Source organism: Actinomycetota bacterium, assembly GCA_040757835.1.
Classification (GTDB): domain Bacteria; phylum Actinomycetota; class Geothermincolia; order Geothermincolales; family RBG-13-55-18; genus SURF-21.
This window is the reverse complement of record JBFLWJ010000001.1, coordinates 204,774-224,368: the sequence shown is the minus strand read 5'-3', so window position 1 is coordinate 224,368 and position 19,595 is coordinate 204,774. Positions and strand designations below refer to the sequence as shown.

Below are 19,595 nucleotides of genomic sequence, written 5' to 3'. Positions count from 1 at the left end.
TATCGGCATGTAGAGTGGGTGTACCTGATCGTCTGGCATTCTTCAAGCGGAGACCCCCGGAACATATTGTCCGGGGGTCTCCGGGATAACGCGATTACACGTCGCTGATGTCGGATGGTACGGGTTCGCCCTTGAACTCGACGCCGCTCCACGGCGGCTCGCCGGTCTTAAGGCATTCCCAGTCCCCCAGCATGTTGTTGAAGACGAGCACCGCTTCAAAGGTCTTGCTGTCCGGGAGGGTGACCTTGACCACCTCCCAGTTGGGGTCCTGGCTGCTCCGCTTGACCAGGGCGACCTTCCACTGGTCCGAGCCGGCCGTGGACTGGCCCTGTGCCTGCAGGAAGGCCACGACGGCCTGCTTCTGGGCGTCGAGCTTGTCTGTGTCGCTGCCGATCTTGAAGATTGCCTGGTTGCTCTTGCCAGCGGCGTTCTCCACCGTCACCCCGTAGGTGTTGGCGCCTAGGTTCGGTGGCACGGTGATGGTTATCGAGGTATCGGACCATTTGTCGGCCTGCGCCGTCCCCGTCCCGAAGAGCACCTTTCCGCCCCCCTGGGTGGCGCCGAAGTTACTGCCGGTGATGGTCACCTTGTCTCCCGACTTACCGCTTTCGGGATCGAGCGAGGCTATCCTGGGGGCGTTAGCGGCGCCCTTCTCCACCTTGAACTCCACCTCGTTGCTGGCGCCGTTGTCCGTCTCCACCGTCACCCCGTAGGTCGCCTCCTCCAGGTCGGAGGGTATCTTCACCGTGATCACCGTGTCCGCCCACGCCACCACCGTGACCTCTTTACCGCTGAAAAACACCACGCCGGTGCCCTGGCTGGACCCGAAGCTGCCGCCCTTGATGACCACCTCGCTGCCGGGAGGCCCACTCTCCGGGTCCAGGGTCTTGATCTCGGGCTTCGCCCCGGCCCCTCCGCAGCCGAAGAACAGCAGCGCCGCCGTCATGGAGAGGACGGCAGCCAGGACCGCCGCGCATATGGTCTTTCTGTTCACGGACCGACCTCCTTCCCTCTTTTTCGGTTACGGTATGCCATCGGCAATGCCTGCCTGTTTCGTTAACCTCGACTCCTCACCCGTATCTTCTCCCGCACGTCCCACCTTCCCTCCTTTCCATCAGCGGCGCGCGTCCGGGGCCTGCTCCCGCCGGTGACACACGCCGTTAGAGTCACGCAGGGGCGGGAAGAATAGATATCCAGCGGACAGACGGTTCAAGGTTTCGGCATCGGAGCAGGAGGTGGCGGATGAGCGGCGGCGAGGACGATCCGGTAAAGCATGGGACGACATCCGAAAAGCCCCGCGAAGACGGCGCAACCGGGACAGGGGCGGTGAACCGGCGCTATGCCCACCTGCCCCAAGGCATGCAGGGGCTGCTCGAGAGGTATCCGGCGCTGGGTATAAGCCAGCACCCGAGGATAGTGCATTTCCCCATGGCGGTTGCGGTGCTCTCCCCCTTCTTCAACCTGGCTTACCTGGCCAGTGGGAGAAAGGGCCTGGAGGATACCGCCTACCACCTCAGCCTCGTCGGGGCAGCGAGCGTCCCTCCGGTGGCGCTCTCCGGCGCCATGAGCTGGTGGGTCAACTACCGCGCCCACTGGTTCAGGAACATCAAGGTGAAGGTAGCCCTCACCCCGTTGATGCTGGCACTGTTCACGGTTCCCGCCGTGATGAGATGGCGCGACCCCTCCATCATGGCGGAGGCGGGGAGAAAACGCCGTGTTTATATGGGGCTATCGCTTTCCATCCTTCCATTGACGGGCATGATGGGATACTTCGGCGGCAAGATCGTCCACCGCCACTGACATCAGGCGCGGCCAATTGAGTTTGCGGCACCGCGGCCCTCGTAGGCGCATCCGACCCGACTCAGGTCAGCTCCACGCCCTCGTACTTCTGGCTCACCATCTTCTTCAGCTCGCGGTAATGGACTTTCCCGGTGATGAGCCGCGGCAGTTCGTCCACGAATATCACATATTTGGGCGCCTTATAGTCGGCCAGCCGCTCCTTGCAGAAGGCCTTCAGTTCCTCCTCGCTCGCCCGTGAGCCCTCCTTCAGCTGGACCACGGCGGTGACCGCCTCCCCCCAGCGCTGGTGGGGCACGGAGGTCACGCCGGAGAGCTCCACCGCGGGGTGCCGATTGAGCACCTCCTCCACCTCCTCCGGAAAGACCTTCTCGCCACCGGTGTTGATGCAGCCGGAGCCGCGCCCGATGAGGTGGATGTGGCCGCGCTCGTCCACCATGCCCATGTCCCCGGTGAAGATATAGGTTCTGCCCCCCACGTTACGGTAGGTGCGGGCACTCTTTTCGGCGTCGTGGAAGTATCCGGTAGAGCCCTGGTGCGCCCGCGCCACCGCCACCTCGCCCACCTCGCCCGGACGGACTTCCCGGCCTTCCTCGTTCAGCACCTTCACCGTCTCGCTGACCCTGAACACCGTCTTGCCCAGCTCCTTGTCCGCCGCCGTATAGGGGGTGATTGAGATATAATGCCCCTCGGTCGAGGCCAGGACGTCCAGGATGATCAGCTTGGGGAGGTGGCGGAAGAGCCGCTCCTTGACGTCCACGGAAAGGGCCATTCCACTGGTGAGCACTACCGCGAGCGAGCTGAGATCATAGCTGCGCCCGTCTGCTTTCACCTTGTCGAGCTCGTCGGCAAGGGGGCGGCACTGGCCGTCCCCCACCGCAACCAGCACGTTGGCACGGGTCCTTTCGATGGTCTCCAGCATCTCCACCACGTCAAAAGTCTTGGACGGGAGGAGGACGCTGGTGAAGCCTCCGATCATGCCGATGATGGCGTGGTTGTATGCCCAGGCATGCATCATGGGGCTGGCCAGGAGCATCCTCACCTTGCCTCCGCTCAGGTGCGCGTTCACACCGAGCACGGCGCGTATCACGGCATAAGGGGACTTCTCGATGAACGATCCGGCATGCCTCCCCACGGCTGATACCGCCCTCCTGGTGGCGTCCTTGGAGAGAACCCACGGCAGGAAACGCGCGGTCCCTGGTATCTTCACCGCTTTTTCGATGCTGTCGAACACGTAAGGCGGCGCCTTGGCCATATCCTTGAGGCCTCCGGCGAGGTTCCTTATCATCGCCTCCAGGGGCGCGCTCAGCACCTGGTCGTGGGTGTAGATGACCCCTTTGGGGTAGCCGGTGGTCCCGCCGGTGTACATGAGCACCACGATATCGTCGCTTCCGAAGGTATCCCAGGGCACGTCCGGGTGGGTGGAGGGCCTGCCGGGGAAGAGGTCCGCGTAGTTGAGCATGCCGTCGACCTTACGCTCCCCGATGATCACGTAGTGTTTTACCCCCGGCAGCTCCGGACGCAGGTTTATCATGCGGTCCGCGAGGTCCTCGTTGAAGAAGACGGCGGTCATGCCGGCGTCCTCGATGACGTGCTTGAGTTCCCACTCCTTGAACTTGAAATTGAGGGTGATGGCCCGGGCGGTCACCTTCCAGGCCGCGGTGGTCACCTCGAGGAAGGGCGGAGTATTGTACTCCGCGATGCCGATGTTGTCGTCGCGCTCTATCCCCAGCTCCAGCAGGGCATGGGCCAGGCGGTTGGTCTGTGCGTCGAACTCCCCGTAGGTTATGGTGCGGTCGCCGTAGATCATCACCGGGTACTTGTCGAAGCTCTTGAGGATTGCCTTATAGAAGCCGTTGAAGTCGGTCATCTACATCCCCCCCTTCCGCGTTCTCCCCACACGGAACGGCCGCCTCAAGCCTTGGCTATCACTTCCCGGGCAAAGGCCCGCGCCCGTTCGAGCCTGGCCTCATCCGGCAGGCCCTTGGCCTCCGCAGCCTCCTGGCCATACCTTCGCATGTCCGGGTCGTCGCTGCCCAGGAGGAAGTCGACGATGGCCCGCGACGCCTCTCCCTGACAATCGAAGAGCCCCATCAGCTCCGCCCCCACGCCAGGGACCAGGCCCCTGATGATGTCCAGCCACGGCCCCACCCGCTCCGCTCCCTCTGGGGCCCCATGAGTGACAAAGACCGCTATCCTCTTTCCCTCGCCCTGCGCCTTGAGAAAATCCCCGGCGTCCTTGGCCGGGTTCCCCGCCTGGATGGGAAAGCCGTAGAAGACGAGATCGTACCCCTCCATGTCCGTGAGTTCGCCTATCTCCCTCATCTCCTTCTCCACGTCGATCTCACCGTATATCGCCTCCGCGACCTTCCTGGTGTTCCCCGTCTGCGTGAAATAGGCCACCAGTACCTTCATGTGGTTCTCCCCTCTCTGCCCGTGGACGATATCGTGGTTCCTTACCGTCAGGCGGCGGTCCCGTGCACGATCGGCGGCTCAAATATTCTACCATGCTCTCCCCGTTTCCCCCCTCATATTACCGCCAGGTAGGCGAAAACGTCCGTTCACGGATTTTTTATTCACATCAGGAAATATCAGCCAATATTATAAGAGTGAACGCGTTGTGAACAAAAGGAGCCCGCAAAGTTGAAGACGATCGCCTACATAGAGGACGACCCGGACATGATCGACCTCGTATCCATGATCCTGCAGAAGCACGGCTACCGCGTAGCAGGATTCACCGAGAGCCGCGAGATCCTGCCGCGCCTGGAGTCGGTGAAGCCTGAACTCATCCTCCTTGACCTGATGATGCCCCACGTCGACGGCCTGGAGGTATTCGAAGAGATCAAGAGCCAGGAGGGGATGGACGGGATACCGGTGGTCATCATCTCTGCCATGAAAAGGGCGGTGGACGAGATCCGGCGGGATGGCACGGTAAAGGTAGAGGCCTGCCTGGTCAAGCCCTTCACCATCGTCGACCTCCTCGGTACCGTCGAGAGCCTCATCGGCAGCGCCTGACGCCCGGTTGCCCTTCAGTGTCGTCGCTATCCTGCGCATGGGTCATCCCGGGATGCAACGTTTCATGTCAAATGGCCGGGGTAACGTTACAAAGAGAGGCCCGGTCTCTTCAGTTGAGGGATGCCGCCATGTGCGAGATGTCTATCCTGGTCACCCCGTCGCCCTTTTCGACGTGCACGGCGGTATAGTCACCGCTCGTGATCTCTCCGAGCAGCCAGTCGGCGGTCTCGGCGGTGGCGGATGCGGGCTCGCCCAGCCTGCCCCGATACCAGCCCACTACGTCGCCAAAGCCGTCGTCCGTGATAAAACGCGCGGTTCCGGTGAACGCGGAAGCGTCCCCGCTGCTGTAGCTGACGATACCGCTGTTCTCGGCATCGTACTCCGCCCCGGGGTAGATGGGGGCCCCGAGGTCGTCCTCGCCGGGCGCCTCCGTGGGCTGTTCGAGGGTCGCCGATTCGTCCCCCTCGTTGATGACGGTCTTGTCGTTTCCCTGATCGATCTCTGCGTGGCCGCTGGGGGTTTCGGTGGTCTCCGTGTTTCCGCATCCGGCGGTGATCATCAGCGACAGGACCACCGCGGACAGCATGATGGCCATGACGGTCTTTCTCATGACCCTACCTCCTTCGGCAACTGTCTTCCCCGCCGTGCCGGCCGGCAGCTCCGGTGAGCGTTCCTCTTCCGGCCCTGTCGGGGCATCGGGCCGCTAACCCCCTGATTCCAGCACGGATGATCGGGCGCCAAGACTGGCAGCGGATCGCCGCGCGGAATTAGGGACAGTGGCGCTTGCGCAGGCCGGGACCCACGCTCGGGGATCGTTCCCCCGCCTTCGACTCCTATCTCTACGGCTCTTTGATCGCGACTTCCAGGACCTCTATATCCGGGGTCCCTATCAGCATCGCCGTGAATTTCCGGATCTGATCCTGCATGAACCCGCTCTCCTGGGCTGCCAGAAGCGCGTCCTTGTCTTCCCACAATGAGATGGAGATGCCCCTGCCGGTACTCCGGTCGACGAGGAGCATGGCCCCGACGCCTCCTTCCCGCATTTGAATAGCCGGCAGTACGCTTTCTTCGTAGATCTCTATGGCCCTATCTATGCGGTAGACATCGACCAGAACCGTTATCACGCGCGCATACATGATGCCTCCTCTCGTTGAATCCAATAACACATGTTACAGAAGAAGCCCGCATCCCCCCTTCCATCCAGAGTGCCAGGATCGGCCGATAGACCGGGTCCGAGGCGGTGCGATCCGCTACTTATGAATTCCCATTGTTCGGCCGAACCAAACCCTGTATGGCCTGTCTTTCGACATGTTCTTCTTGAAGTCCTGGACAGGCGGAGTCCGCTGCATAGAAAGACTGGCGGTACGGAGCTGAATCATGGACGAGAAATGGGGCAGGGAGGTCTCCTTCAAGCGGCTGCGTGAAGACCATCGTGCGGTATATTATGTCCTGGCGGGAACGGCCTGGGCCGCATTCGCCTTCTTTCTTCTTCTCTTTCTGCTCTTGCTCTTCTCCGCCGTGAACCCGTGGATGCAAGCCCGGGTGATCATCTCCGACTCGATGGAGCCCGCCATTATAACCGGGAGTATGGTCATCGTCGTCCCGCAGGACGGATATCACGAGGGCGACATCATCTCCTTCGTCGATCCCGATATCGGGATAAACGTCCACCGCATCGTGGGAGAAGTGAGCCGCGATGGCGAGACCTATTTCATCACCAAGGGCGACAACGCCAGGAGAGCGGACCGCACACCGGTCCCCCTGGACAAGGTCGAGGGCAAGGTCGTGCTCATCTTTCCTTATCTCGGCTACCTCGCCTACCTCGGCTTTCTCGTGGCCCTTATCCCCATAGGGCTCATTGTCCTGCGCCTGGTCAGAAAGGTGCGCTCGAGGGCCGCTGCCGGCGGGGGCGGGTGAGCGCCGCCGGCGGCTCGAGAAGATCCACCACGTTGTCTCCGCTCCCTGCTGCGCCCCGGGCTTGCGTCCGGCACGTCGAGTGCCGACATGTTGCTGAAATGGCTGCCGATCAAGGGGGCATGCAACGCCATCGCCCCGGGCCACATCGAGACGTCGCTGACCGGGTGGATGCCGGAGGAACACCGCCCCAGGCTGATTCCCCGTATCCCCTTGCGCCGTTTCGGGACGGTGGAAGAGATGGCCGGGGCGGATGCCTTTCCCATCGAGGACGCCACTCGCACCACGGGCCAGACCCTGGTCATCGACGGCGGGATCCTGGTCGACTGAGGGCTAAAAAAAGGAGTGCTCAAGATCGCGCCGGGGAACAATGCCAGATCATCCTGGCAACCAGATATGCTGGCTACAGGTATCCTGGCCTAGAGCAATCCCGCGACGTCCATGATGCTTTCGGCCACTTCCCCGGGCCTGGCCTCTTCGATGAAGTGACCTGCGCCTTCACATATCTTTACGTGTCCTTCAAGCTGCGGCAGATTTTCTATCCACTGTTCTATGACCTCGTCCTTGCCGAGCGCATCCCATCGCCCCAGCACCGCCCTGACCCCGATATTCCGTCCCTCCGGGCCCCAGATGCTTCCGATGTTCTCTTGGATGAACCTGTAGAACGGCGATGTGTCCTGCAACCCCAGTGTGGGCTCCACGAAAGTATTGCCGTGGCCCCAGGCTCCCGACTGCCGCACAAAACGCCTCGAGCACAGGGTGTTGGGTTTGGACCTGAACTGTTCCCTGAACAGCCGCTTTGCGTTCTTCTCATCTTCCGTACCCGAGAATACGCCGATCTCGGCCTTTACCAGATACAGGAGCAACTGCGCGATCAGCTCAAACGGTCTCGCGGGAGTCCGGAAAACGGCATATGAGGAATAGGATCCCCAGAACCATCTCGGCATGATAAGCGGTATGTTTGCCCAACCGAGCCAGCTTATCGGGTAGTTCTTATAGGTGAGCCCGGACTCGGGCATGGGAAACACCGTGCTGTTTGTCACCACGAGGTTCGCTACCCGCTCTGGTTCTCTCAGGAACGCCCCTACGCCGATCGGTCCACCCCAGTCATGGACCACCAGCGTCACGTTCTCCAGGTCCAACTCCCGTACCAGGGACAGCAGGTTGCCGGCGTGGTTCAGGCACTCCATCTGATAACTCGCTTGATCCGAAAGCCCGAACCCGATGTGGTCCATGGCGAGGATACCGCAAGGCCTGCTGGCCCTGGCGATGATCTCCTTGATGATTTTTCTGTATATGTATGACGACTCCGGATTGCCGTGGACGAAGACAATGGTGTTCTCTGGGATCCCATCGCCGTGGGTGCTGTAGCGATAGAACATCTTCTTTCCCGCGTCCAACCCTTCGGGCAACGTATACCAGAAGCCGCATCCTGGAGGATAATAATCATCGGGTATTCTACGAACCGGCGTATTCCCTGGCGTAGTCGTTATGCTCTTCTTCATGGTCCTTACCGCCCGCTTACAAGGCACATGTCAGAAGCCATAGAAGGTCCTGTACCTTATGGCTTCGATGAGATAATCGTCGATCTCAGGATCGTTCTTCCAGAATATCAGGTTCTTGACGGCCCATACCACAAACGCGAGCACCTTGAACCTCGTGACCTCCCTGTACATCTGGAAGCGTGTCCTCAGGTCCTTGGCACGAGGGTATTCCGTCCGGTATGGCATCGCGCCGTTTGTGTCCTTCTTGTCATAGATGTAGCGCTTGAAGGGCTCCTCTTTCGGGTACTGGTTGAAGGGATTGAAGAGGTCCTTCTTCTTCCATCTGGTCGCCACGAAATGCGCGTAGCGGCTGGCGACCTTCATGCTTGGCGTGGGCTCCCCGATCAGCTCCACATATCTCTGCCTCATCTTTTCGACCCTGCGCCGGACCACTCCGTTGGGAGCGAAGCGGTACATGGCCGGGACGATGACCATGGTGAGGGCGGCCTGCTGCCTGAAGAGCTTCGTCTTGTGTTCTCTCATCATCCTGTTGTCCGACTTCATCCAGTACTCGTACCCATTGAGCACCACGTCTAGCCTGCGCAGAAGAGAGGGCCCCCATGTCTCGTAGAGCAGCTTGTAGCCGTATTCCGTGAGGTTCAGGGTCTCATGGGTCTCGAGGTGCGTGTTCACCTGCGCGTTGCTCCAGAAATGGACGTCCTCCCAGGGGACATTGCGCACTCTTCCTTCCTCCTTGAGCTTGTCGTACAGGACCGTCCCCGGGAAGGGAGACATGCGAGTGAGCTGCTCATAGGTGGGATAGCATGCCACGAAATAGTTGAGGTCCTCGAGCATGTTCTGATGGGTGTGGAAATCCCAGCCGCATATCCACGCGCCCACCGTGCGCACCCCCCGCTCGTGGAGCTTGCTGAAGACCTCGCGCGCGTCCATCTTCTCGCGCTTGTCGTATCCGTACTCGCCGGCGAATTTCGATTCCACGCCGATGAATATCGAGCCGATGCCGATCTCGGAGATGTAGTCCCATCCGTATTTGTCCGCGAATTCGGCGATATTGTCGATGGATCCGAACGCGAACCAGTCAAGCCTCTCGATGATGTCGGGATGGGTCTGCCAGTATTCGCGTATCGCGTGGAGATAATCATGGTGCCGGAAGTGGTCCTCCTCGATGACGAAGATGTTCTTTACCAGCGGGAAATTATCGTAGTAGGCGCGCACGTGCTCGACGAATTCCTGCGGGGTCAGCATCTCGATGCGCTTTCCATCGAACATCACCGTCGTCGAGCAGAAGTCGCATCCACCCGGGCAGCCCAGCCCCGATACGAAGAACCCGATATTTCCTCCCGGATACCTGCTTATGCAGATGGGCCCTCCTCCGCATTTCGGCATCAGTTTCTGCTCTATGGGGCGGTCGAGATCGCCTTCTCCCAGGAAGTCCCGGAACCACCTGACCCCCTCGCCCAATACCACATGATCGACGTTCCTCAACTCCGGCTCCTCGCCGTACTTGGCGGCGAAAGCCTGGGCGGCATAACTCCCGAGGAGGATGGTGGTTCCCGGCGATTTCTCCTTTATGTATTTGCACATCTTCATGACGTTGTCCAGATGGACGGGAAAGGCGCTTATCCCGATGATGGCATATTGTTTATCGACCTCTTTTGTAAAATCCTTCCATCTGGGATACTCCAGGAGGATGCATTGCTTTCTTACGTTCTGGGCGAGGATATGGTTTGCGTAACAGTGTGTATGCGAGTTCAGCGTGAACAGGTCGTCCCCGTGGGTGAACCGCTGGCCCATGGCATCCGTCAGCGAGTCGTTCGGAGGCAGGGTCGGGTAAGGAAATGTCGGAGTGGTTAGCAGGATGGTGTCTTCTATCATGGTGTTCCCCCTTTTCTGATGTACCCCACACACAGGATATATTTGCCCCGGATGACACCCCCACCAATGCAAATAAGACATATCTGCATGTGGTTAGATATTTGCCCGTGAAGACCGTTGCTGCGAGTAACTGAAGATCATTACCGCATAGTAACACTACTATATATCTGGGATTTTATCAAATGGCCCGGCATACGGAGCACTCAGGATAAGGTTGAAAAACCACCCCGCCCTGAACCCTCCTAACCCCGAAAGCACGCCGCTATGCTCCGGAAACGGTGTTCCCCCCATCTTCCTCATCGTATTTACGAGAAAGAAAAGGCCCCCGGAGGGGCCTTTGATACTGGTAGCGCATGCGGGATTCGAACCCGCGATCTCCGCCTTGAGAGGGCGGCGTCCTAGGCCAACTAGACTAATGCGCCACGCATTCGATATGCAATTCTGGCTGGGGGAGAAGGATTCGAACCCTCACAACGAGATCCAGAGTCTCGCGTCCTACCATTAGACGATCCCCCAGGGAATGTCCCTGGCTATGATAGCATAAGCCCTGATAGCGCTCAATGAGCCGGCCGGGCTCAATAACCCGAAAGGCGGAGGCGCCTCAGATCCTGACCACGGCGCGCCCCACGGCGGCCTTGGCGAGGAGGAGCTGGATGCGCTCCTCCACCTCTTCCAGGCCTATCTCCACGGACAGTTCCTCGAGGTTGTCCAGCTTCCACTCGCCCGCCAGCTTTGCCCACACCTCGAGGCGGGGCTCCATGGGGCACTCCACCGAGTCCACGCCCAGGAGGCTGACGCCGCGCAGGATGAAGGGGTAGACGTTGAGGTCCAGCTCGTGGCCGGCGGCGTTGCCGCAGGTGGTCACCACGCCGCCGTAGGCCGCCGACTTCACCACGGTTGCCAGGATGTTGCCCCCCACGGTGTCCACCGCGTTCGGCCACACCGGCTTGAGCATGAGCTTGCCCGAGGTATCGTCGACCTCCGCGGCTGGTATCACCCGCGCGGCCCCCAGGCCCTTCAGCACCTCCCCGTAGCGCGCGAACTCCGCGTCGTCCATGAGCCCGGCGACCGCCACCACGCTGTATCCCAGCTTGGCCAGGATGCGCATGGCGATGCTGCCCACCCCTCCCGAGGCCCCGGTGACCAGCACCTCGCCGTCTCCGGGCTTCACGCCCGCCCCGGTGAGCTTCCATACCGAGAGGGCGGCGGTGAAGCCGGCCGTGCCGTAGATCATGGACTCCTTAAGGGTCAGGCCCGCGGGCAGCTTCACCACCCAACCGGCGGGGACGCGGATAAACTCGGCCAGCCCGCCCGAGGTGTTCATGCCCAGGTCGTATCCGGTCACCAGCACCTCGTCGCCGGGCGCGAACCTGCCGCTGGCGTCCTCCTCCACTGTGCCGGCGGCATCGATGCCGGGCGTATGGGGAAAGTTCCTGGTGACGCCCCGGTTACCCGAAGCGGAGAGCGCGTCCTTGTAGTTGACCGAGCTGTAGAGGACCTTGATGACCACGTCACCGGCGGGGAGGTCCTCGATATTTTTCGTCTCTATGCTGCGGGTGAAACCCTTGTCCTCGCCTTCCCGCGCCACCAGCGCCCTGAACGACTTGTTCTCCATGACATCCCTCCAGGTCAAATAGCGTGTTTTACCAAACCATTATCCATGACCGTGAAAGCCTCGTAAAGGCGGCCGGAGCCGCATGGCGGGCGTGGCGCCTCGGTCCTCAGAGCTCCATGAGGCGGTTGATGGCGGGGACGCGTACCTGCGCCTTTATACCCCGCCGGCGCAGCTCTTCCTCGAACCCCGCCAGGTCGATATCCTGGCTGATGGGCGGGAAGAAGTCGTCGTGATGGTGGGGGATGATCACCGACGGCTTCACCCTGCGCACCAGGTCGGCGGCGACCGCGCAGATGTCCGTCCTCCCCTGCACCGGCACCATGTACACATCCACTTCAGCATCGAGGTCGTAGGGGAGGCAGGCGCTGCCCATGTGGAAGAGCCGCTTGCCCTCAACCTCTATATACCAACCCAGCACCTGGCCGCAGGGGTACTTCGCGGTGCTCACCCTGGACAGCTCCAGCAGGTGGGGAATGCTCCTCCAAGCCGCGGAGAGCACCAGGGGGACGTCGAAGGTCACGTGCCTGGCGGGCACGGCGGTGAAGCGGTAAGGCCCCACCTCGCAAGTCTCCCCTCCCCAGCACGGGCGCAGCTTCTTCCATGGCACCCCTTTCATGGCCAGAGACTGGCAAACCGTGGGCGACGCGAACACCAGGGCCCCCGACAGCTCCACGATGGCGGGCACATCGAAGGCGTGGTCGAAATGCCCGTGGGTGAGGAAGACGGCCAGCACGTGAGTGAAGTCGGCGGGCCGCAGGGGCTGCTGCGGCCTCGACCGGGGATTGCGGCTGAAATAGGGGTCGATGAGCACCGAGGCGGCGCCGCTGATCAGCTCGAACCCGGCCGTCCCCAGCCAGCGCAACTGCATCTCTATGCCTCCGTTTCCAGGGCGCGGGCGATACGCTGCAGGCACTTTTCGCGGCCCAGTATCTCCATGGACTCGAACAGCGGCGGGCTCACCTTGCTCCCCGCGATGGCCACGCGGATGGGCTGGAAAGCCTGGCGCACCTTCATTCCCAGGTCTTCCGCCATGGCGCGCAGGGCCGCCTCGATGCTCGCGGTATCGAACTCCTCCAGCTCCAGCAGGCGCTTCCCCGCCTCCCTTAGGACGGCACGGTTCTCCTCTCCGGTCAGCAGTCCGCGCGACTCCTCCTCCACCTCGACGTCGCGGAAGAGGAAGGCCACCAGGGGGGCGGCATCGGAGAGCACCCTCATGCGCTCGCGGACCAGCGGCGCGGCGCGCAGCATCTTGTCGCGTGCCGCCACATCGTCCGCGTCCGCCAGGCCCTCACGGGCTAGGAAGGGCATGAGCGCCTGGGCCAGCTCCCCGTCGTTCATGGCCATGATGTACTGCTGGTTCATCCAGGCCAGCTTGCCTGAGTCCCATACCGCGGGCTTGGAGCCGACCCGCTCCAGGGAGAAGTTCGCGACCAGGGTGTCGCGGTCGATGATGGTGGTGGAATCGTCCAGCGACCAGCCTAGCAAGGCCAGGAAGTTGACCATGGCCTCGGGCAGGTAGCCCATCTCGCGGAAGCGCCCCACCGCGACGTCGCCGTGGCGTTTGGAGAGGGGTTTGCCGTCCGTCCCCACGATCATGGGCAGGTGGGCGAAGGCCGGTTCGGTGACGTCCAGCGCACCGTACAGGAGGACCTGTTTGGGGGTGTTGGAGAGGTGGTCATCTCCCCGCACCACGTGGCTTATCTCCATCTCCCCGTCGTCCACCACCACCGCCAGGTTGTAGGTGGGGGTGCCGTCGCCGCGCAAAAGCACGAAGTCCTCTATCTCCGCGTTGTTGAAGGCTATGTCCCCCCTGATCAGGTCATGTACCACCGTCTCCCCCTCCGGCACCAGAAAGCGCAGGGCGAAGGGCCTGCCCTCTTTCTCCATGCGCTGCGCATCCTCCTCGGGGATGGAACGGCAGCGGCGGTCGTACATGGGGCTGCGCCCCTCCGCCATCGCCCGCTCGCGCCGCTCCGCAAGCTCCTCTGGCAGGCAGAAACAGCGGTAGGCCTTGCCCGCCTCCAGCAGGTCGCGGGCCGCCTTGAGGTAGAGGGGGGCGCGGCCGGTCTGGCGGTAAGGCCAGTGCTCGCCGCACACCTCCGGGCCCTCGTCCCATTCCAGCCCCAGCCAGCGCATGTCCTCGACGATGGCCTCGATGGCCTCCTCGGTGGAGCGTGATATATCGGTGTCCTCGATGCGCAGGATGAAGGAGCCCCCGGCGTGGCGCGCCAGCAGCCAGTTGTAGAGGGCGGTGCGGGCACCACCCACGTGGAGGTAGCCGGTGGGGCTGGGCGCGAAACGCAGGCGCAAGGCTGTCTCCCCTCTCGCGATGCGCGAACGGACGATGGGAAATATGATATCACAGCCCGCCGGAGACGTATTTCGATGTCATCAGCGATGGATAGAATGAGGCCCAGGCCGATCATCCCGGGTTGGTCCGGCGATGCTGTCAGGGCATACGTGGCCAGGATTGCAATACACATAATCCAGGTATAATATGTGTATAGAGGTGATGCGGGATGAGGACGAACATCGTGATCGATGACGAGCTGGTCGAGAAAGCCCGCAGGTTGACGGGCATCAAGACGAAGAGGGCCCTGGTCGACATGGCCTTGCGTGAACTGGTCGCCAGGAAAGAGCGCAAAGGCATCCTCTCGCTGGAGGGCAAGGTGGAGTGGGAAGGAGACCTGGAAGAATGGAGAAAAGCCCGCTTTGATACTGGTTGACACCTCCGTGTGGGTGGAATTCCTGCGGGGGCCCGCTTCGCTTTACCGGTCCGTCCTGCACGGACTGATAGACGCCGAGCGAGACGTCTGTCTGGCCGACATAATCCTCACGGAAGTCCTACAGGGGATCAGGTCCGACCGGGACTTCAGCGCGGCCAGGGATTACCTCCTGAAGTTCCCTGTCTACGGCCTGGACGGGGTGGAATCATATGCCTCCGCTGCCCAGCTCTACCGCCGCTGCCGGAAGAGGGGCATAACATTGAGAGGCGCCGTCGATTGCCTCATCGCCCAGATCGCCATCGAACACGGCTTGGTCCTCTTTCACAAAGACAGGGATTATGAACGGATAGCGAGGGTAGAGAGGAACCTCCAGGTATTGCGATTACCCATCAGCTAGATCCATACGGTCAAGAATCACGCAGGAGAAAGGGGTACTTATGCTGCCGCGAGTGATCATCCACAACCAGGTGAGCGTCGACGGGCGCTTCGACTGGATAACCCCAGACCTGGCGCTCTTCTACGGGGTAGCCTCCTCTTTCGGGGAGGAGGCCACCCTGGCGGGCTCCAATACCATCGTCACCGGTTACCCGCAGGAGGCAGGGCTCCGGGAGGTCGGCGAAGATTACGAACCGCCACAGCGAGACGGGACCAGCGACCTCCCCCTTCTGGTGGTGCCGGACAGCAGGGGGCGCGTGCGCGTCTGGCACCTGCTGCGCGAGGAGCAGTACTGGCGGGACGCCGTAGCCCTGGTCTCAAGGTCCACGCCCCGGGAGTACCTGGATTACCTGGAGAAGCTGCGGGTTGACTACATCATCGCCGGGGACGACCATGTCGACCTGCGCGCGGCCCTGGAGGAGCTCAATACCCGCTACGGGGTGGAGGTGGTGCGCGCGGACTGCGGCGGCACCTTGAACGGCGTGCTGCTGCGAGAGGGACTGGTGGACGAGGTGAGCGTGCTCTTAAGCCCTTGCCTGGTGGGGGGGAGCGAGCTGCGCTCTATCTTCATCGCACCGGAACTGGAGGCGGCGGAAGGCGTCATCGGCCTGCGCCTGCAGCGGGTCGAGAAGCTGGACGGCGACGTGGTCTGGCTCCTCTACAAAGTCACCAAATAGAGTTTATGGGGTCAGGTCTTGTTTCTTGGATACCACGGTATCCTAAACCGAAAACATGGACTTCTAGCTGCAAGTACGTGGTAGAGGAAAATCCAAGAAGCAAGACCTGACCCCTAATCGGGTTCGTGGCCGGGGTTGATGGTGAGGAAGTCGAGGTCGCGCACGGTGGCGTAGGGGATGTAGCCCTTTTCCTCCGTGCGCTCGTAGAAGTCGTCGATCAGCGCGGCCTGGGAGGGGTAGTCGGTGACCAGCACCACGCGTCCCGCCCGCAGGATGGTGTCCAGGTAACCTTCGGCCTCCCGCGTATATCCCACCGGCTGGGGTGCGTCGTCGTTGTAGTAGAGGTCTTCTTTTCCGATGCCGGTTATCGCCTGCACGTAATCCGGGTAGACGGCCAGGCCCTCCCCGTTCTGGGGAAATACCGCGAAACCCGCCCTGCCCTTGTCCACCCGGCAGTGGGAGGCGATGGACTTCACGAACTCCACCATCTCCTCCTTCGCGGTGGCGCGGTCGAGGCCGCTGTCCCCGCCCGGCTCCCAGAACTCGTAGGCGTCGACGAGGTCGAGGTAGACCCCGTCGAAACCCGCGGACATTACCTTATCCAGATACTGCACGACTATGGCCTGCCAGTCCGGGTCCCAGTAACGCACGTAGTAATTGCCCTCCCAATCCGGGTCGACCGGCCCCAGCCACGCCGGGGCGCAGGGGTCGGGCACGCCGTCGTGGTCGGCGTCCCAGGCGTTCCTCCAGTACCAGCGGTAAGTCTCCGCCTCCCCGATGCTCACGTAAGCCAGGACCGTTTTCTCTCCCCCGGCGCTGTGCTTGAGGGCATCTATCTGTGAGGCGGAGTAACGGCCTGCTTCGCTGCCGTCGGCCGAGAAGTCCATGACCACCAGGTCGAAACGGGAGGCTCCCATCTGCGAGAGGTCCACGTCCTGCAGCTGGTATGCGAAGTCATCCGCGCCCGCGATGGCCGGCGGCGGCAGGGAGCGGCCTGCGCCGTCGTGCCCGCCGTCGCGCCCTGCCCAGGAGAAGTACATGGGGCGCTCGGCTGCCACCGGCGGGCCCGAGACCACGCTCACCCGGGTCGATAGCTGATAACCGGGGCCCGCCAGGTCGTTGGCCCTCAGCGAGACCCGGCTGTAGGCGGGCACGGTCAGCGCCACGGGCGGCAGCGCCCCCACCTCCTCGGTGAAGAAGAACACCTCCACCCGTGCATCGCCGCCGTAGGGGTTCTGCAGGCACAGCCAGGTATGGAAATCTCCGCCGGTGTACCCCTCGGCGAAGAAGAGGTCGGATGCGGTGGAGAGAGCCCCGACGGCGCAGTGCCCCCCGTCCCAGTCCGCCCCGAAGCCACGGTAGCGGAAGTACATGGGGCGCTCGGCCAGGAAGTCGGCATCACTGTGGATATGCACCGAGACGTCCTTCTCCTCCCCCACCTCGCCGGCCACGTATATGGTATGGCGCCTGCCGCCCTCCACGGTGTAGGAACGGTGCACCGGCTCCCCCTGCCCCGCGCCCAGCTGGTAATCGGCCTCCACGGTGATGGGACCATCCCCGGGGTTCTGCAGGGTCAGCCATTCCTCGAAGCCGGCGCGGGTGGTGCCCTCGGCGAAGAAATACTCCCCCGACAGGGCGGGCACCCCCATGACGCAATGGCCGCCGTTCCAGCCGTAGGCGCCGTTACGGTAGTCGAAGTACATGGGGCGCTCCGCGACCACGGGGTGGCTGGACGATAGCTGCAGCGAGTTCTGGAGTCCCGCACCCAGCAGGTCGTTCACCAGGTAGGTGCGGCGGCTGCGGGCGGGGACGCTCCCCCCGTCGCGCACCACCTCCCCCGCCTCCTCGGTCTGGAAGCGGAAGGTGAGGTCGGCGGGGGCGTCTCCCGGGTTGAGCACACAAACCCACTGGTCGAAACCCTGCCCCGTATAGCCCTCGGCGAAGAACCACTCCTGCGATGGAGAGGCGGCGCCCGCCACGTCATGGCCGCCGGTCCATCCCGGTCCGTAACTGAAATACATGGGGCGCTCCGCCCCGATGTCCCGGTCGGAATAGACCACCGCCGCCACCTCGCGTCCCTCCCCCACCCAGGCGTTCACGTCCACGGTGCGACGCGAGGCAGCGGGCACGGTGAGGGCCTGCGACGACCCGCCCCCGCCGGAGAAGAAATAGTCGATGAAGACATGGGCTTCAGAGGGGCCGGGGTTGCCCAGGCAGAGGTACTCCTGGAACCCGGCGCCCGTGTATCCCTCGGCGAAATAGTAACGGTACGGGTATTCGGAATGGGCGGCAAGCGCCTCGCCCATGCTCGCGCGCGCCGCCTCCCAGGCCGCCACATCGTCGCTCCAGCCGGTAGCCCTGCCCTCGGCGTCCCCGAAGGCGTAGGGCACCAACCCGGACACCAGCTCATCCACCAGCGCCCCCTGGCCCTGCTGCCGCAGCAGCCACATGTACTCGTAGTCCTGCGCCCCCCGCCGCCACGCCTTCATGCGCACCGACGCGACCGGCCCGGCGATGCCCCTGGGGGCGCCGGGGTAGAAGAGGGTGCCGTCGCCGTTGCCCCAGTCGGGCCAGGTGGTGCCGGAGTGGCGCTGGTCGTAGGTTACGGGGTCGCTCCACACGTCGTTGTCGGTCTCGCCGTTGTAGAGGTCGTGGAAATAGCAGACGTCCCAGAGCAGCCAGCACTCCACGCCGTAGCGCTGGGCGATCCAGGCCCAGGTGCGCGGGGCCACCCCCGTCGTGTCTATGATCTGGCTGCCGGCGTACGGCTCGCCCCCGTTGTAGGTCCAGGCGCGCTCCCCCAGGGCCTGCCGCTCCTGCATGGGACCCGGCCAGGCATCGCCGCCGCAGCACCAGATGTCCACGTAGCCGGCCAGACTGCCCCACCCCGCCTCCTGCGGCACCGGCCCCTCGGTGACCATGAGGGGGAAGCCCGTCCCGGAGCCGTCCACCAGGTCCCCGTAGTAACGCACCAGGTCGTAGGCGTCGGCATCGTTGGGCTCGTCCACGATATAGAGGAAAGAGCGGCCGAACCAGCCGCGCGCCTGGAAGTGGTCGCGGAACTGCCGCAGCATGGAGATGAAGGTGGCCTCGAACTCCGCGCTTCCCAGCCCCCCGTGCTCGGCGGGGTCGGGGTTGTCCCGGCCGATGGGCAGGGCGTAGAGATCGTCCCCCCGCCCGTCCGGGTAGACGGTGCCGTCCAGGTGCCGGGAGGCGAGGTCGTCGTGCCACGAGTCCCAGACGACGGTGGTGGCGTTCCCGGTGCCGTGCACCTCGGGATAAATGGAGGTGGACGCGTTCATGCGGTGGGCGCGGGCCATGCGCAGGTACGCGGCCTCGATGTCCAGGTACTCATCGCCGTACTTGTCCACGCCGTGGGCATCCGCCACCTGGCCGGGCTGGTACATGAAGAAGGACGGCAGGTGGGTCTCCTGCGGTAGCGTGAAGCCCCATACCTCCAGCTCAACCGGGAGGATCACCGCGGTCTCGCCCACCGCGGTGATGCGCATCTCTCCCCGGTACGTCCCCGGGGCCGTGGTGGAGGGGACATAGATATCCACCCAAATACCCTGGTTATCCCCCTCGGGGACATCGAATGGCGCGCCGCCGTCCGGCGCGTCCAAGGGTACCAGGGGGTCGGGGTACCAGCCGGGGCCAGTGGTTGACTGCTCGCCGTACATGGCCGTGGATGGCTCCGTGACGTGCAGGTAGTGTTCGCGGAACAGGCTCACGCCCGAGGCCGGGATGGTGCCGCCCGGGCCGGTCAGCCCGCCCAGCGATGCGTTCACACCATGCAGCTCCGCTCCCTGCGCGGTGATCATGGCCTGGAAGGCCACGTACTCGTTGCGTGCCGAACGCAAGTTCACACGCCCCGATTCCTGCGACCATACGGCGGAAGCGGTCAGGGGAGGCGCGTTCCGCAACACCTTGTCGCAGTCGGAGACCGCCCACACCTGGAGGTGGGAAGCGGCGGCGGCGGCAGGCACGGGAGCCAGGCACAGGCAGAGCACCATCGTGAGTACGAATGACACTGTCC

General features: G+C 63.0%; 18 protein-coding genes and 2 tRNA genes. 7 read left to right on the top strand and 13 right to left on the bottom strand.

Translation table 11 applies throughout. The features are described from left to right. Positions 1 to 94: 94 nt before the first annotated feature. Positions 95 to 994 carry an IPT/TIG domain-containing protein gene (locus AB1384_01015; GenBank protein ID MEW6552852.1) on the bottom strand — a complete coding sequence of 300 codons (900 nt, stop codon included), beginning with the start codon at positions 992 to 994 and terminating at the stop codon, positions 95 to 97. 248 nt (positions 995 to 1,242) lie between these two features. On the opposite strand from AB1384_01015, the gene AB1384_01010 reads away from it, so the two are divergent. Then, complete coding sequence (locus tag AB1384_01010; protein ID MEW6552851.1) at positions 1,243 to 1,800, top strand: DUF2231 domain-containing protein; 558 nt, start codon at positions 1,243 to 1,245, stop codon at positions 1,798 to 1,800. 61 nt (positions 1,801 to 1,861) lie between these two features. Here AB1384_01010 and AB1384_01005 read toward each other — a convergent pair whose 3' ends face one another. Together AB1384_01005 and AB1384_01000 are read right to left on the bottom strand one after the other, a co-directional pair. Then, positions 1,862 to 3,667, bottom strand: a complete 1,806-nt coding sequence (locus tag AB1384_01005; GenBank protein MEW6552850.1) for an AMP-binding protein — start codon at positions 3,665 to 3,667, stop codon at positions 1,862 to 1,864. A 44-nt stretch (positions 3,668 to 3,711) separates the two neighbouring features. After that, complete coding sequence (locus AB1384_01000; protein ID MEW6552849.1) at positions 3,712 to 4,212, bottom strand: flavodoxin family protein; 501 nt, start codon at positions 4,210 to 4,212, stop codon at positions 3,712 to 3,714. Positions 4,213 to 4,440: 228 nt separating this feature from the next. Between AB1384_01000 and AB1384_00995 the strand changes: the two genes are divergently transcribed. After that, a complete protein-coding gene (locus AB1384_00995; GenBank protein ID MEW6552848.1) occupies positions 4,441 to 4,812 on the top strand; it encodes a response regulator in 372 nt (123 codons plus the stop codon). 109 nt (positions 4,813 to 4,921) lie between these two features. Here AB1384_00995 and AB1384_00990 read toward each other — a convergent pair whose 3' ends face one another. Together AB1384_00990 and AB1384_00985 are read right to left on the bottom strand one after the other, a co-directional pair. Next, the gene (locus AB1384_00990; GenBank protein ID MEW6552847.1) at positions 4,922 to 5,422 is read right to left on the bottom strand and encodes a hypothetical protein; all 501 of its coding nucleotides are present in this window, start codon (positions 5,420 to 5,422) and stop codon (positions 4,922 to 4,924) included. Positions 5,423 to 5,651: 229 nt separating this feature from the next. Then, complete coding sequence (locus AB1384_00985; GenBank protein ID MEW6552846.1) at positions 5,652 to 5,948, bottom strand: hypothetical protein; 297 nt, start codon at positions 5,946 to 5,948, stop codon at positions 5,652 to 5,654. A gap of 241 nt (positions 5,949 to 6,189) precedes the next feature. Between AB1384_00985 and AB1384_00980 the strand changes: the two genes are divergently transcribed. Both AB1384_00980 and AB1384_00975 read left to right on the top strand, forming a co-directional pair. Continuing rightward, positions 6,190 to 6,729, top strand: a complete 540-nt coding sequence (locus AB1384_00980) for a signal peptidase I (protein MEW6552845.1) — start codon at positions 6,190 to 6,192, stop codon at positions 6,727 to 6,729. Positions 6,730 to 6,816: 87 nt separating this feature from the next. After that, the gene (locus AB1384_00975) at positions 6,817 to 7,056 is read left to right on the top strand and encodes an SDR family oxidoreductase (protein ID MEW6552844.1); all 240 of its coding nucleotides are present in this window, start codon (positions 6,817 to 6,819) and stop codon (positions 7,054 to 7,056) included. Between the two features lie 89 nt (positions 7,057 to 7,145). Here the strand turns inward: AB1384_00975 and AB1384_00970 are convergent, their stop codons facing one another. The 7 genes from AB1384_00970 to gltX form a co-directional block, all read right to left on the bottom strand. After that, positions 7,146 to 8,231, bottom strand: a complete 1,086-nt coding sequence (locus AB1384_00970; GenBank protein ID MEW6552843.1) for an alpha/beta fold hydrolase — start codon at positions 8,229 to 8,231, stop codon at positions 7,146 to 7,148. Positions 8,232 to 8,261: 30 nt separating this feature from the next. Next, positions 8,262 to 10,106, bottom strand: a complete 1,845-nt coding sequence (locus AB1384_00965; GenBank protein MEW6552842.1) for a hypothetical protein — start codon at positions 10,104 to 10,106, stop codon at positions 8,262 to 8,264. 344 nt (positions 10,107 to 10,450) lie between these two features. Continuing rightward, positions 10,451 to 10,528 (bottom strand) — tRNA-Glu (locus AB1384_00960). Positions 10,529 to 10,548: 20 nt separating this feature from the next. Further along, positions 10,549 to 10,622 (bottom strand) — tRNA-Gln (locus tag AB1384_00955). Between the two features lie 85 nt (positions 10,623 to 10,707). Further along, entirely contained in the window at positions 10,708 to 11,721 is a 1,014-nt protein-coding gene (locus AB1384_00950; protein MEW6552841.1) for a YhdH/YhfP family quinone oxidoreductase, read from the bottom strand. 106 nt (positions 11,722 to 11,827) lie between these two features. After that, positions 11,828 to 12,589, bottom strand: coding sequence for an MBL fold metallo-hydrolase (locus AB1384_00945; GenBank protein ID MEW6552840.1), 762 nt, complete (start codon positions 12,587 to 12,589; stop codon positions 11,828 to 11,830). A gap of 2 nt (positions 12,590 to 12,591) precedes the next feature. Further along, positions 12,592 to 14,031 carry a glutamate--tRNA ligase gene (gene gltX, locus AB1384_00940; protein MEW6552839.1) on the bottom strand — a complete coding sequence of 480 codons (1,440 nt, stop codon included), beginning with the start codon at positions 14,029 to 14,031 and terminating at the stop codon, positions 12,592 to 12,594. 209 nt (positions 14,032 to 14,240) lie between these two features. Between gltX and AB1384_00935 the strand changes: the two genes are divergently transcribed. The 3 genes from AB1384_00935 to AB1384_00925 are packed head-to-tail and all read left to right on the top strand — an operon-like array spanning position 14,241 to position 15,559. Next, entirely contained in the window at positions 14,241 to 14,447 is a 207-nt protein-coding gene (locus AB1384_00935; protein MEW6552838.1) for a type II toxin-antitoxin system VapB family antitoxin, read from the top strand. After that, a complete protein-coding gene (locus AB1384_00930; protein ID MEW6552837.1) occupies positions 14,434 to 14,844 on the top strand; it encodes a PIN domain nuclease in 411 nt (136 codons plus the stop codon). The genes AB1384_00935 and AB1384_00930 overlap by 14 nt, the downstream gene beginning before the upstream one ends. 40 nt (positions 14,845 to 14,884) lie before the next feature. Then, positions 14,885 to 15,559 carry a RibD family protein gene (locus AB1384_00925; protein MEW6552836.1) on the top strand — a complete coding sequence of 225 codons (675 nt, stop codon included), beginning with the start codon at positions 14,885 to 14,887 and terminating at the stop codon, positions 15,557 to 15,559. Between the two features lie 113 nt (positions 15,560 to 15,672). On the opposite strand, the gene AB1384_00920 is transcribed toward AB1384_00925, so the two are convergent. After that, on the bottom strand, positions 15,673 to 19,590 hold the full coding sequence (locus AB1384_00920) for an MJ1477/TM1410 family putative glycoside hydrolase (GenBank protein ID MEW6552835.1): 3,918 nt from the start codon (positions 19,588 to 19,590) through the stop codon (positions 15,673 to 15,675). Between the last annotated feature and the right edge of the window lie 5 nt (positions 19,591 to 19,595).